Origin of the sequence: Nonomuraea sp. NPDC004580 (assembly GCF_040609855.1) — a bacterium.
GTDB classification, from domain to species: domain Bacteria; phylum Actinomycetota; class Actinomycetes; order Streptosporangiales; family Streptosporangiaceae; genus Nonomuraea; species Nonomuraea salmonea.
The window spans coordinates 50,641-64,559 of sequence record NZ_JBEXLH010000053.1; the positions used below are offsets into that span (position 1 = coordinate 50,641).

Genomic DNA, 13,919 nt, shown 5'->3' on the forward strand with positions numbered 1-13,919 from the left:
GGTTCCCCTACCTCGGCGACCCGCACCCCGCGTCCTGAGAACTCCTAGCGCAGGCCGCCGACGGACAGGCCGCCGCGCCAGTGGCGTTGCATCTGCGATCTCAGTGCGATTGTCCGGCCTCCGGGCGGTAGCCGAGCTTGCCGCGCGTGGCGATCAGCACCACCAGGGCCCCGCCCAGACCGGCGAGCAGGGTGACCACGCCGGCGCTGTCGGGGTCGGCGATCGAGGGGAACATGTCGGAGTAGATGATCGACATGAAGTTGTTGACGCTGACGTGCAGCACGATCACCAGGGGCAGGCTCTGGCCGGTGCGGTTGAACACCCAGGTGATGACGAAGCTGAAGGCGCTGGCGAAGACGACGAAGATGCCGATCCGCTGCCAGGTGACGTCCGGGTAGCCGCCCCACTCGGTGAGGTAGAGGGGCAGGTGCCACACGCCCCACAGCGGGCCGAGGAAGGCGGTGGCGCGCAGCGGGCCGTACCTGCGCTGCATGCGGGCCAGCGCGAAGTCACGCCAGCCGGGCTCCTCGGCCAGACCCGTGGTGATCATCTGCAGCAGCAGGCCGGGGATGTACGCGACGAGCAGCGCCATGGGCGGCACCTGGGCGGCGCCGTCGGAGACGGCCAGGGAGGCGACGATGAGGGCGGCGGGCACGCCCAGGGCGGCGCCCGCGTACCAGCCCCAGTGCACCCGCCACTTCGTCATGCGGCCGATCCAGCGGCGCACGCCCTCCTTGCCCTCGGTCAGCCGGGTCACGAGGTAGGCGGAGAAGATCGGGCCGAGGTAGGCGCCGGGCAGCACTCCGGCGAGCTGGGTCGTGCCGAGCAGGGCGGGGAAGTCGAAGTCCCAGACGCCCATGCCCTGGTTGGAGAGCGCGTACGGCAGCCATGCGACCCAGCTCAGCAGGTTGGCCAGGACGAAGTAGCCGGTCAGCGGGTAGCGGCGGATGAGCCCGCCCAGCCCGCCCTGGCGCGGCGGGGCCTGGAGACCGGGGGTGCTGTCGACAGCCATGTCGGTGAAATCCCTTGGGGAGGTGTGCTTGACGGACAGGACAAGCACACCAGTGGGGACCCTCTCCCGTCGTTCCCGCGTACGCCCCAATGGTGGTACAGCCAGGGGTACCGGGCGCCGCTCGAACCCGCGCAGAGCGCCGCCCCGTCCCCTGCCGGGTGGACGCCGACGTCCCCGTCAGGGCCGCCGGCGGCCGTCCAGGTGCGTGACCCTCCTCGGCGGCACCTGAGGGTCAGGCGGAGTCGTCCGGGGACTCGTCCTGAAGGAGGAGGTCCTCCAGGGCCTCGACCGCGTCGCGGACGCCGCGCAGGCCGACGGCCGCGCGCTCGGCGTCCGCGGGGTCGAACAGCCACTCCTCGATCGGCAGGCGTTCCTCCTGCTCGGGATGGCTCGCCGCGACCTCGATCAGTTCGAGGTCGACCTCGGCGTGCAACTCGTACAGGAACTCGCCCTCGCCGTCCTGGCCGTTCATCGCTCTTTCCTCCCTGGCCTAGCGGGCGGCCCAGTCGCGGTAGTGGATCTCGCCGAGCGCCGCCTCACCGAGCGGGACCAGCGAGAGCTCCTCCAGTTCGCTGCCGAAGTAGCGGGCGTGCGGGTCGGTGAGCACCTCGCGGGTGTCGCCCATCCCGGCCAGCGCCTGGCGGAAGAACTCGTCCATCCGGTACCGGTCGGGCCCGGCGATCTCGATCCGCCCGTTGACCGGCGCCCCGACGGCGGTCCTGCCGACGGCCGCCGCGACGTCGTCGCCCGCAATGGGCTGGAACTGCACGGGCGCGATGTGGGCGCGGCCGTCGTCGCGGGTGGCCTCGTCCGCGATGCCCTTCGTGAACTCGAAGAACTGCGTCGCGTGCACCAGCGAGAACGGGATACCCGACTTCTCGATGAGCTGCTCCTGAGCGATCTTGGCGCGGAAGTAGCCGTTGTCCGGCAGCCGCTCCGTGCCGACGATCGAGACCGCCACGTGGTGCCCGACGCCCGCCTCCGCCTCGGCGGCGAGCAGGTTGCGTGTGGAGGTCTCGAAGAAGGCCAGCACGGCGGCGGGTTCGAACGACGGCGAGTTCGACACGTCCACCACCACCTGAGCCCCGCGCAGCACCTCGGCCAGCCCCTCGCCGGTGAGGGTGTTGACGCCGGTGTTCGGCGAGGCCGCCACGGCTTCGTGGCCGTGCTCGCGCAGCTTCGCCACGAGCTTCGAGCCGATCAGGCCCGTTCCGCCGATGACGACGATCTTCATGCGGTTCCCTTTCGTCCTGCCGGCGGCCCTTCATGCCGTCCGGTCGCCAGCTAAGACAGGGCGGGACGCGCCCTTGTGACAGGAACCCGGAGAAATCTTCCGTGAAGGGTCAGCTCTTCGCGGGCGTGAGCACGATCCGGCCGAACACCTCGCCAGCGTCCATCGCGCGGTGCGCGCGTACCGCGTCCTCCAGGGGCAGCCGCTCGTGCACCACGGGGGCCAGCTCGCCGCGGCTCGCGGCGGCGAACTGCTCGCCGGTCAGGCGGAGCCGGTCGGCCTCCGGCACCGTGTTCGCGCTGAACGTGGCGAACGTCAGCGACCGCTGGAACGCCGCGAACATCTCCATGCCGAAGTCCGCCGGCGGCATGCCCGCCACCGCGCCGACCGCCACCATGCGGCCGTTCGGGTTGAGTCTGGCGAAGAACGCGGGCAGACCGGGACCGGCGGCGACGTCGATGATGACGTCGAAGCCGGCAGGACCGTCCCCTTCGCCCGATCGGTCGAGCACGTGCGTCGCGCCCAGCCGGCGCAGGCGCTCGCCGCGTTCCGGCGATGACGTCGTGACCGCCACCGCGCCCGCGCCGGCCTGCGCGGCTAGCTGCACCGTCATGATGCCGAGGCTGCCCGCCGCGCCGCGCACCAGCACCGACTCGCCGGGCTCGAAACGGGCGTGGCGCAGGCCGAAGTGGGCCACCACGCCGGCGTTGCCGAGCGCCACGGCGTCCACGGCCGACAGCTCGCCGGGCAGGGCGTGCAGCGCCGTGACCGGGACGACGGCCCGCTCGACGTAGCCGCCGCCTACCCCGGTGAACGCCCACACGCGCCGCCCCACCCACCACGGGTCGGCGCCTGGTCCTGCCGCGGTCACGGTGCCCGCGATCTCGCCGCCGGGGATGTGGCCCTTCTCGAAGCCGGGCGCGCCCTTGCGGATGAAGACGTCGGCGCCGGCGACCCCGGTCGCCTCGACCTCGACCAGCACCTCTCCCTGGCCGGGGCTCGGGTCGGGCAGCTCGACGACCGCCATGCCCTCGGGCGCGCCGAACTCCTGGATCACGACTGCTTTCACGGAACGCATCTCCTTCGTGTTCGTCCTGATGATGCGAACACTAGCGGACGATGACATTCCGCTTAGCCGAAGTGAGAGCGGCGGGCACGGGTTCGTCTCACAAGAAAATGCGTTGCCCTCGTCCCGGCCGGGTTGGTAGACCTGGCGTTTTCCGAGCACGAGGGGGTGGCGATGCTCACCGGTGAGCTCGTCAGGCTGCGGGCGCTCGAGCCCGCCGACAGCGAGGCGTTGTGGCGGTGGTACCACGATCCCGAGGTCGGCAGGTGGATGGGCAGCGATCCGCCGATCTCGCTGGCCCAGAACATGGAGAAGGGGCAGAACCGGCCGCGCAACACGTACGAGCTGATGCAGCTCGGCATCGAGACCCTCCAGGAGCAAACGTTCATCGGGTACGTCGTGCTCGGCGACACCGACTTCGTGCACGGGGAGGCCGTCCTGCAGAGCGTCGCCATCGGCGAGCGGGACTTCAGGGGCGGCGGCTACGGCACCGACGCCGTGCGGGTGATCAGCCGGTACGCCTTCGAGGAGATGGGCCTGCACCGGCTGATGCTGTGGGTGGTGGCGGACAACGCCGCGGCGGTGCGGGCGTACCGGAAGGTCGGGTTCGTGGAGGAGGGGCGGCGACGGGAGGCGTTCCGGTCGCGGGGGAAGCGCTACGACTACCTGATGATGGGGCTGCTGGAGGGCGAGCTGAGGTAGGCGTCCAGCATGCCGTCCATCAGGGTGACGCGCCGCTCGGTGCGGTCGTCGAGGGCGACGAGGGCCAGCGTCAGGCCGGGTGCGGGCACGCGGGCGTGCAGGGCGCGCAGCCCCGGCCAGCCGCCGCCGTGCCGGTAGACGCGGTGGCCCGCGTGTGCGCGTACGCCGACGCCCCAGGCGTAGTCGAGCGGCGTGCCGTCGTCGAGCCGCCCCGGCGTCTGGACGAGCCGCGCGATGCCTGGCTCGTCGGCGTTGAGCGCCTGCCCCCACCTCAGCAGATCGGTGAGTGTGGTCCACGCCCCGCCGTCGCCGAGGGAGAGCGGCGCGGGACCGGCGACGGCGACCAGAGACCGTACGGACACGAACGCCATGATCGCAGAGGCGGACCTCTCGAAGGCCGGGGCGGTCTAGCGGGTCCCGGCCTGCTCCTCCAGGTAGGCGAGCGCCCCGACGCCCTCCTCGGCGAAGAACACCAGCTCGGTGAGCGGCACGGGCAGGAAGCCCTCGGCCTCCATGCGCTGGAACTGCTCCTTGAGCCCGTCGTAGAAGCCGGCCGTGTTGAGCAGCACGACGGGCCTGGCGTGCAGGCCGTGCTTCTTCAGCTCCAGGATCTCGGTGGCCTCGTCGAGCGTGCCGCTGCCGCCCACCATGATGACGAAGGCGTCGGCGCGGGCCAGCAGCTGCGCCTTGCGCTCGGCCAGGTCGCGGGTGACCACCATCTCGTCGGCGCCGGGCCGCGCCAGGTGGGCGAGGAACTCCACCGAGACGCCCACCAGCCGGCCGCCCGCCTCCTGCACGCCGTCGGCCACCACCTTCATCAGCCCGGAGTCGGAGCCGCCCCACACCAGCGTGTGGCCGCCCTTGCCGAGGAGGCCGGCGAACTCGCGGGCGGGCACGGTGTAACGGTCGTCGAGGTCGGAGGCGGAGCAGAAGACGCAGATGTTCACGCCCGGCAGTCTATGACCGCCCCGCTCGGGGGACGATCAGCGCTTTGACCACCCGCTGCTCGGCCACGTCCGCCAGGGCGCGCTGCGCGTCGCGCAGGTCGTACTCGCCGCTGATCAGGCTCGCCCACGGAAAAAGGCGCTGGTAGCGGGCCAGCACCTGGACGCCGCGCCAGAGGTGTCCCGCGTCGCTGCCCCAGCAGCCGCGCACGTCCAGGTGGCGGCGGTTGAGGTCGCGGTGCGGGTTGAACGTGGCGTCGCCGGTGTCGGTGTACTGGCCCGCGACGACGTACCGGCCGGCGTCGCGGGTCAGGCGCATGCCCTCGGGCACCGCCGCCGGCACGCCGGTCGCCTCGATGGTCACGTCGGCGCCCCGCCCGCCGGTCACGTCCCTGACCGTCTCCAGGCGCTCGTCCGGCGTCATGGCGTCGATGTCGATCACGAGGTCGGCGCCGAGCCGCCCGGCCGCCTGCAGCCGCACCCGCGAACCGCCGATCGCGATCACCTGCCCGGCCCCGCGCAGCTGGGCCAGCGCCATCGCGCACAGCCCGACGGGGCCGGCGCCCTGCACGATCACGGTGTCGCCGAACGCGATCTCGCCGAGCGTGGCCGCGTGCAGCGCGGTCGGCAGGCCGCAGCCGCCCGCCAGGAAGGCCCGCCAGTCGAGGTCGGGCGGCAGGGCCACCACGTGGACGCCGGGCTTGAGGTGGACGTACTCGGCCCAGCCGCCGAACAGGCCCTCGTCGGCGGACATCGTCACCCCGTAGACCTTGCGCTCGGGGCAGCGGGTGGTGGCGTGCGCGACTGTGCAGTACCAGCACTGGCCGCAGGTGCCGTGCACGTCGTGGAAGGTGACCGTCTGGCCGATCTCCAGCGGCTCGCCCCAGATGTCGCGCGCCGGAGCCCCGGGCCCCAGCTCCGCCACCTTGCCCACGGAGATGTGCCCGGGGATGATCGGGTACGGCACGCCGGCCAGCCGCCCTTCCCACAGGTGCACGTCGGTGCCGCACACCTCGCTGCCGAGCGTCCTCAGCAGCACCGCCCCCGGCTCCAGGTCGGGCCGCTCGTACGCGCGCGGCTCCAGCGGGGCGCCAGGCCCCGGCATGACGACGGCCGAGATCATCTCCGGCCTCCTTCCGTGACGCTAGTGACGTCCGCGCGCTCTCGGCGGGACGACCATGGGCACTCGCTGCCGGGGCAGGCCGGGCGGCGCGGCGGTGTACAGCTCGCGGATCATCGCCAGCAGCGTGTCGAGGCACGGCGGCGGGTCGTCCTTCCACCAGGCCAGCCGTACGTCGATGCGGGGCGCGTCGGTGACCAGCCGGTACGCGACCCCGGGACGCGGGTTCTGGTTGGCGGTGGCCTCCGCCGTGACGCCGATGGCCTGGCCGCCGGCGATGACCGTCAGCCACTCGTCCACGCCGTCCACGGTCCTGGTCCGCGGGCGCGTGGTGGCCGGCCACAGCTCGGGCGTGGTGGTGCCGCTGCGCTTGTCGATCGCGACGGTGTAGCGGGCGAGCTGCTCCAGCCGTACGGAGCGGCGCCTGGCGAGCGGATGCTCGGTGTCCACGGCGGCGTAGCGGGCCTCGCAGCCCACCGAGGCCATGTCGAACCGCTCGTCGGCGAGCGCGCGGCGGATGACGGCGATGTCCGCGATGCCCTCGCTGAGCCCCGCCGTCGGCGTGTTGGACTGCACGAACATCAGCGGCACCGCGGGATGGGCGACGGCCCACGCCTTCATCAGATGCCGGGTGTGCTTGCCCAGGGCGGCGTAGGCGTAGCCCACGCGCAGCTCGGGGCGGGCCTCCTGGGCGATGCGTTCGAGGCGGTCGACCTCGTCGATCACGCGTCTGGCGCGGGTGACGATCCGGCCGCCGGCGCCCGTGAGCGTGACGCGCTGGTTCGAGCGGTCCAGCAGGCGGGTGCCGAGCGTGGCCTCCAGGGCTGCGACGGAACGGGACACCGCGGCCTGCGAGACGCCGAGCAGGATCGCCGCGTCGGTGAAGGTGCCCTCGTCGACGACCGCCACGAAGGCCCGGAGCTGGCGTAGCTGCACGTCCATACGCCCAGCGTATAAAACGGACATAACGTGTATTGTGTTTGAAAGCGGATAATTATGACACTGTGGCTATGACCAGGTCATGGAAGAACTCCATCCGGACCAGGTACACGGTGGCCGCCGCCGTGTTCTCCCTCATCATCCTCGGCGCGCTCGGCGCGACGCTGGACCTCGTGGTCCGCAACCAGCTCCAGGCCACCGCGTTCGAGCAGGTCGAACGGGTGGCCAGCCAGTGGAGCGCGACGGCGCGCGGCGGTGTGCTGCCGCGCCCCATCCCCGCGTACGCCCCCGTCGAGCTCATCCAGGTCGTCGACGCCCGCCACCGCGTGGTGGACGCCAGCAAGCAGGCGTCGTCGACCGTCCCGCTCAGCTGGCTGCGGCCGCCGGCCGACGACAGGTTCCAGCACACCGTCGAATGCCGGCCGGAGGGCGACTGTCTGGCGCTGATGGCCATCAGGCTGACCCCCGAGGCCGACGCCGGCGTCGTCTACGCCGCCAGGCCCGAGGCCGAGCTGATCTCGGGAGGCGGCCTGGAGCTGGCCATCGGGGGCGCGATCGCGTTCCTGGTGGGCATGACGGCGTACCGGACCTGGACGCTGGTCGGGCGCACCCTGCGGCCCGTCGAGGCGATCAGGTCGCGCATCTCCGAGATCACGGTGAGCGACCTGAGCCTGCGGGTGCCCGTACCGCATGGGGACGACGAGATCGCCCAGCTCGCCACCACCGCCAACCAGACGCTGGCCCGCCTGGAGGACGCCGTCGAGCAGCAGCGCCGCTTCGCCTCCACCACCTCCCACGAGCTGCGCACCCCCATCGCGGGGCTGCGCACCCAGCTGGAGGAGGCGGTTCGGTACCCCGGCGACATCGACCCGCACGAGACCATCCGCAACGCGCTCGCCTCCACCGACCGGCTGGAGGCCATCGTGGACGACCTGCTGCAGCTGGCCCGCCTGCGTCATGGCGATCCCGCGCCGCCGGAGTCCGTCGATCTCGGCGAGCTGATCCGCGCCAACGTCGCCGACCTGCCCCGCCGCGTGCCCATCGCGGTCGGGGCGCGGCAAGGGGTCGTCGTCCGCGGGTCGCGCGTGCAGCTCGCGAGGGTGCTCAACAACCTCCTGGCCAACGCGCAGCGCCACGCCGGCTCGGGAGTGGACGTGACCCTGACCGTGGAGGACGGCCAGGCCGTTCTCGCCGTCACCGACGACGGCCCCGGCGTCCCTCCCGCGCACCGCGAGCGCGTCTTCGAACGCTTCGTCCGCCTGGACGACGGCCGCCGCCGCGACCCCGGCGGAAGCGGGCTCGGCCTCGCCATCTCCCGCGACATCGCGCACACCCACCACGGCACGCTCCGGGTCGAGGACTCGCCGGCGGGCGCCAGGTTCGTGCTCCGCCTCCCGCTGGCCAAGCCGGCGGAGAGCCGTCCCGCCGACGGGAACGGCCAGGGAGGACCTGCCGGGGAGCGGCTCCCCATGCGCTGCCTGAAGCCCAGCCGGCTGGTGGACCCGCGATCGGTCACCGACGCTCCCTAATTTCACCTAATTTCCGATAATTTCGGCATCGATAGCGACAGATGGGCAGGTCAAGGCAACGGCCGCAGAGGCCGAAGCCGAAACATTTCGGGTGGCGATTGACACCTTTCGGGGGTGTTCGCACACTGATCGCCAACACCCCACCCGGAAGGGAGCCCTCTAGTGATCACCAGCTTGGCCCGCTCCACGATCGGCTTCAGGATGGTCGCGCTGGCGCTGGCGGCCACGCTCGCCGCCGCGGGAGCGGTGGCGGCGACCCCCGCACCGGCCGTGGCGGCCGACGGGTCCGAGAACGAGGGTGCCGACTGCCAGGTCCCCGGCCTGCCCGACGCGGGCTCCTTACCCACCGTCTCCCGGCTGCCCGACCCCTTCACCAAGCTGAACGGGACGCGCATCACCAGCAAGTCCGACTGGCGCTGCCGCCGCGAGGAGATCAAGAGGCTGGCGGAGAAGTTCGTCTACGGCGAGAAGCCGGCCAAGCCGTCCAGCGTGACGGGCACGGTGTCGCGGACCGGCATCACCGTCAACGTCTCGCACAACGGCAGGAACGCCTCCTTCTCCGCGGGCGTGGACCTGCCGAGCGGCACAGGCCCCTTCCCCGCCGTCGTCGTGCTCGGCGGGTTCGGCGCCGACACCGCCGCGATCAAGGCCGCGGGCGCGGCCGTCATCACCTACGACCCCCTCGCCGTCGGCAGGGAGGGCACCCCGCGTACCAGCAAGCAGGGCGCCTTCTACACGATCTACGGCGCCAACAGCTCCACCGGCATACTCGCCGCCTGGGCCTGGGGCGTGAGCCGCATCATCGACGTGCTCGAACAGTCCGGTGGCAGCATCCTGCGGTCCGACGCGACCGGCGTCACGGGCTGCTCGCGCTACGGCAAGGGCGCGTTCGTCGTCGGCGCGTTCGACCAGCGCATCGCGCTCACCATGCCGATCGAGTCGGGCAGCGGCGGCGTCGCCGCCTTCCGCGCCATCCCGGGTGAGAGCGGCGCCCAGCCGCTGAGCAGCGCCTACTCCGAGCAGCCGTGGCTCGGTGACGCGTTCAGCTCGTTCACCGCAAGTCCCGCACGGCTGCCCGTCGACACCCACTCGGTGGTCGGCATGATCGCGCCGCGCGGGCTGTTCATCATGGACAATCCGCACATCGACTGGCTCGCCGCCAGGTCCGCGAGCGTGGCCGCGCTGGGCGGCGCCGAGATCTACAAGGCGCTCGGGGCCGGGGGCGACATCACGTACTGGTCGGCCGTCCAGGACGGCACCCACTGCGCCAGCCGGTCGGAATGGCGTACACCGCTGCAGCAGAACATCCAGAAGTTCCTGCTCAACACCGGCAGCTACACCGGCTCCATGCGGATCGCCGCCAACAAGAGCGGCAACCTGGCCGAGTGGCGCGACTGGCAGACGCCCACGCTCGGCGACGGCGGCGGTGGTGACACCACGCCGCCCACCGCCCCGGCCGGCCTCGCGGCCTCGGGCACCACGTCCACGGGGACCTCGCTGAGCTGGACGGCGGCCACCGACGACACGGGCGTGACCGGCTACGACGTCCTGCGCGCGACGGGCGCGAGCGGCGGCACGTTCGCGCAGGTCGGCACCTCGGCCACCACCTCGTACGCCGACACCGGACTGACCCCCGCCACCACCTACCGCTACCAGGTCAGGGCCCGCGACGCGGCCGGCAACCCCTCGCCGGTCTCCGGCACCGTGCAGGTCACCACCCAGCCGGGCTCGGGGGGCGGCGGCTGCACGGCGGTCCCGACCGTACAGACCCAGTGGAGCACCGGGTACGTCATCCAGCCCCTCACCATCACCAACACCGGCACCTCGGCGATGAACGGCTGGACGGTCACCTTCACCCTGCCCGCCGGGCACCAGCTCGCCGGCTCTTGGAACGGCACCACGACCGTCAGCGGGCAGACCGTCACCGTCAGGAACGTCGCGCACAACGGCGCCCTGGCTCCCGGAGCCTCCACCGGCAGCGTCGGCTTCCAGGTGAACCGCCCGTCCGGCGACACCGCACTCCCGTCCGGCTACACCTGCGCCTGACCTCGTCCCCTCCGGCCCGCTGCCCCAGCGCGGGCCCCAGTGCGGGCCCCAGTGCGGGCCCCAGTGCGGGCCGGAGTGCGGGCCGGAGGAGACACGCGACACGAACGCCGCCGCCGGTTGACGGGCCGACCCCGCCATGACATAGTGAAAGCGGCACGGAGGGTTGACATCATCATTAGTGGTGGACAGCCGTTTCCCTTTTGCGTTACGCTGCTTCCCTCACGTTGCCGTGACGTCCCGCTTTCGCCCTCGCGATCGACGGGGCGTTTGGCATGCGTGGAGCTCCTACCCATCCGTGCCCTTCGGAAGGACCTCACTTGGCAGCCTCGCGCACCTCCGCCCTGCCCACCGGTTCGCCCCGCCGCGTCTCCTTCGCCCGTATCGAGGAGCCTCTCGAAGTCCCCCACCTGCTCGCCCTGCAGACCGAGTCCTACGACTGGCTGGTCGGCAACGAGCGGTGGAGCGCCCGTGTCGAGGCGGCCCGCCAGGCCGGGCGCACCGACGTCCCCGCCCAGTCGGGCCTGCAGGAGATCTTCGACGAGATCAGCCCCATCGAGGACTTCTCGGGGACCATGTCGCTGTCGTTCCGCGATCACCGCTTCGAGCCGCCCAAACACTCGGTGGACGAGTGCAAGGAGAAGGACATGACCTTCTCCGCCCCCATGTTCGTCACCGCCGAGTTCATCAACAACGCCACCGGTGAGATCAAGAGCCAGACGGTGTTCATGGGCGACTTCCCGCTCATGACGCCCAAGGGCACGTTCATCGTCAACGGCACGGAGCGTGTCGTGTCGTCGCAGCTCGTGCGCTCGCCGGGGGTCTATTTCGAGCGCAGCATCGACAAGACCTCCGACAAGGATCTGTTCGGCTGCCGGGTCATCCCGTCGCGGGGCGCCTGGCTCGAGTTCGAGATCGACAAGCGCGACAACGTCGCCGTACGCGTCGACCGCAAGCGCAAGCAGCCCGCCACGGTGCTGCTCAAGGCGCTCGGCTGGACGACCGAGCAGATCCTGGAGCGTTTCGGCCGGTACGAGTCGATGCGGGCCACCCTGGAGAAGGACCACACGGCCGGCCAGGACGACGCCCTGCTCGACATCTACCGCAAGCTGCGGCCCGGTGAGCCGCCGACCAAGGAGTCGGCGCAGACCCTGCTGGAGAACCTCTACTTCAACCCCAAGCGCTACGACCTCGCGAAGGTCGGCCGCTACAAGATCAACAAAAAGCTGGGCGTCGACGCCGACATCACCCACGGCGCGCTCACCGTCGACGACATCGCCGCGATGATCGACTACCTGCTCCGCCTGCACGCGGGGGAGGAGTCGATGCCGAGGACGCGGGGTGACGTGGTGGTCGAGACCGACGACATCGACCACTTCGGCAACCGCCGCCTGCGCAGCGTCGGCGAGCTCATCCAGAACCAGGTCCGCCTGGGCCTGGCCCGCATGGAGCGCGTCGTCCGCGAGCGCATGACCACGCAGGACGTCGAGGCCATCACGCCCCAGACGCTGATCAACATCCGGCCGCTGGTGGCGGCGCTCAAGGAGTTCTTCGGCACCTCGCAGCTGTCGGGGTTCATGGACCAGATCAACCCGCTGTCCGGGCTGACCCACCGGCGCCGCCTGTCCGCGCTGGGTCCCGGCGGTCTGTCGCGGGAGCGGGCCGGGTTCGAGGTCCGTGACGTGCACCCGTCCCACTACGGCCGGATGTGCCCGATCGAGACGCCCGAAGGCCCCAACATCGGCCTCATCGGCTACCTCGCCTGCTACGCCAGGATCAACCCGTTCGGCTTCGTCGAGACCCCCTACCGCAAGGTCGCCGACGGCCGGGTGACCGACCAGGTCGACTACCTCACCGCCGACGAGGAAGACCGTTTCGTCATCGCTCAGGCCAACACGGCGCTCACCGAGGACGGCGGGTTCGCCGAGCGGTACGTGTCGGTGCGGCGCAAGGGCGGCGAGTTCGAGCTGGCCAGGGCGGACGAGGTCGACTACATCGACGTCTCGCCGCGCCAGATGACGTCGGTGGCCACCGCCATGATCCCGTTCCTGGAGCACGACGACGCCAACAGGGCCCTCATGGGCGCGAACATGCAGCGCCAGGCCGTGCCGCTGATCAGGAGCGAGGCGCCGCTGGTCGGCACCGGCATGGAATACCGCGCCGCCACCGACACCGGCGACGTGATCCTCGCCGCTTCGCCTGGCGTGGTGGAGGAGGTGTGCGCCGACTACGTCACCGTGGCCAACGACGACGGCACCCACGTCACGTACCGGGTCGCCAAGTTCAAGCACTCCAACCAGGGCACCAGCTTCAACCAGAAGCCCGTCGTCGCCGAGGGCCAGCGGGTGGAGGCGGGCCAGGTGATCGCCGACGGTCCCTGCACCGACGAGGGCGAGCTGGCGCTGGGCAAGAACCTGCTGGTGGCGTTCATGCCGTGGGAGGGACACAACTACGAGGACGCGATCATCCTGTCGCAGCGGCTCGTGCAGGACGACGTGCTCTCCTCGATCCACATCGAGGAGTTCGAGGTGGACGCCCGTGACACCAAGCTCGGCCCTGAGGAGATCACCCGCGACATCCCCAACGTCTCGGAGGAGGCCCTCGCCGATCTGGACGAGCGCGGCATCATCCGCATCGGCGCCGAGGTGGTGCAGGGCGACATCCTCGTCGGGAAGGTGACGCCCAAGGGTGAGACCGAGCTGACGCCGGAGGAGCGGCTGCTGCGCGCGATCTTCGGTGAGAAGGCCCGAGAGGTGCGCGACACCTCGCTGAAGGTGCCGCACGGCGAGCAGGGCAAGGTCATCGGCGTGCGCGTGTTCTCCCGTGAGGAGGGCGACGAGCTGCCTCCGGGCGTCAACGAGCTGGTCCGCGTCTACGTGGCCCAGAAGCGGAAGATCACCGACGGCGACAAGCTGGCCGGCCGTCACGGCAACAAGGGCGTCATCTCCAAGATCCTGCCCGTGGAGGACATGCCGTTCCTCGAGGACGGCACGCCGGTCGACATCATCCTCAACCCGCTGGGCGTGCCCGGCCGGATGAACGTCGGCCAGGTCCTGGAGACCCACCTCGGTTGGATCGCCGCCCGCGGCTGGGACATCTCCGGCATCGAGGAGGCCTGGACCGAGCAGCTGCGCGAGAAGGGCTTCGAGCAGGCCGAGCCATGGACGAAGGTCGCCACCCCGGTCTTCGACGGCGCCAGCGAGCAGGAGATCATCGGGCTGCTCGGCAACACGCTGGTCAACCGCGACGGTGACCGGATGGTGCAGGCGACCGGTAAGGCGCGGCTGTTCGACGGGCGTTCCGGCGAGCCGTTCCCCTACCCGATCGCGGTGG

General features: G+C 71.3%; 12 protein-coding genes. 4 read left to right on the forward strand and 8 right to left on the reverse strand.

Annotation, left to right across the window (positions count from 1 at the left end):
- Positions 1-100 precede the first annotated feature (100 nt).
- The 4 genes from ABZW11_RS35960 to ABZW11_RS35975 form a co-directional block, all read right to left on the reverse strand.
- Positions 101-1,012, reverse strand: a complete 912-nt coding sequence (locus ABZW11_RS35960) for a CPBP family intramembrane glutamic endopeptidase (protein ID WP_355427301.1) — start codon at positions 1,010-1,012, stop codon at positions 101-103.
- Between the two features lie 232 nt (positions 1,013-1,244).
- On the reverse strand, positions 1,245-1,484 hold the full coding sequence (locus tag ABZW11_RS35965) for a hypothetical protein (protein WP_355427304.1): 240 nt from the start codon (positions 1,482-1,484) through the stop codon (positions 1,245-1,247).
- Between the two features lie 18 nt (positions 1,485-1,502).
- A complete protein-coding gene (locus tag ABZW11_RS35970; RefSeq protein ID WP_355427307.1) occupies positions 1,503-2,246 on the reverse strand; it encodes an SDR family oxidoreductase in 744 nt (247 codons plus the stop codon).
- A gap of 109 nt (positions 2,247-2,355) precedes the next feature.
- On the reverse strand, positions 2,356-3,312 hold the full coding sequence (locus ABZW11_RS35975) for a zinc-binding dehydrogenase (RefSeq protein WP_355427310.1): 957 nt from the start codon (positions 3,310-3,312) through the stop codon (positions 2,356-2,358).
- A gap of 171 nt (positions 3,313-3,483) precedes the next feature.
- Here ABZW11_RS35975 and ABZW11_RS35980 point away from each other — a divergent pair, with 171 nt between their 5' ends.
- Positions 3,484-4,011, forward strand: coding sequence for a GNAT family protein (locus tag ABZW11_RS35980; RefSeq protein WP_355427313.1), 528 nt, complete (start codon positions 3,484-3,486; stop codon positions 4,009-4,011).
- On the opposite strand, the gene ABZW11_RS35985 is transcribed toward ABZW11_RS35980, so the two are convergent.
- The 4 genes from ABZW11_RS35985 to ABZW11_RS36000 are packed head-to-tail and all read right to left on the reverse strand — an operon-like array spanning position 3,972 to position 7,017.
- Positions 3,972-4,373, reverse strand: coding sequence for a hypothetical protein (locus ABZW11_RS35985; RefSeq protein ID WP_355427316.1), 402 nt, complete (start codon positions 4,371-4,373; stop codon positions 3,972-3,974). The two genes, ABZW11_RS35980 and ABZW11_RS35985, sit on opposite strands and share 40 nt — an antisense overlap.
- 45 nt (positions 4,374-4,418) lie before the next feature.
- Positions 4,419-4,958, reverse strand: coding sequence for a TIGR00730 family Rossman fold protein (locus ABZW11_RS35990; RefSeq protein ID WP_355427319.1), 540 nt, complete (start codon positions 4,956-4,958; stop codon positions 4,419-4,421).
- A gap of 10 nt (positions 4,959-4,968) precedes the next feature.
- Entirely contained in the window at positions 4,969-6,078 is a 1,110-nt protein-coding gene (locus tag ABZW11_RS35995) for a zinc-binding dehydrogenase (RefSeq protein WP_355427322.1), read from the reverse strand.
- A 21-nt stretch (positions 6,079-6,099) separates the two neighbouring features.
- Entirely contained in the window at positions 6,100-7,017 is a 918-nt protein-coding gene (locus ABZW11_RS36000; RefSeq protein ID WP_355427324.1) for a LysR family transcriptional regulator, read from the reverse strand.
- Positions 7,018-7,085: 68 nt separating this feature from the next.
- Here ABZW11_RS36000 and ABZW11_RS36005 point away from each other — a divergent pair, with 68 nt between their 5' ends.
- The 3 genes from ABZW11_RS36005 to rpoB form a co-directional block, all read left to right on the forward strand.
- Entirely contained in the window at positions 7,086-8,543 is a 1,458-nt protein-coding gene (locus ABZW11_RS36005) for a HAMP domain-containing sensor histidine kinase (protein ID WP_355427327.1), read from the forward strand.
- A 162-nt stretch (positions 8,544-8,705) separates the two neighbouring features.
- The gene (locus ABZW11_RS36010; protein ID WP_355427330.1) at positions 8,706-10,589 is read left to right on the forward strand and encodes a cellulose binding domain-containing protein; all 1,884 of its coding nucleotides are present in this window, start codon (positions 8,706-8,708) and stop codon (positions 10,587-10,589) included.
- 317 nt (positions 10,590-10,906) lie between these two features.
- Positions 10,907-13,919: DNA-directed RNA polymerase subunit beta (gene rpoB, locus ABZW11_RS36015; protein ID WP_355427333.1), on the forward strand; the 3,013-nt coding region annotated here is incomplete at its 3' end.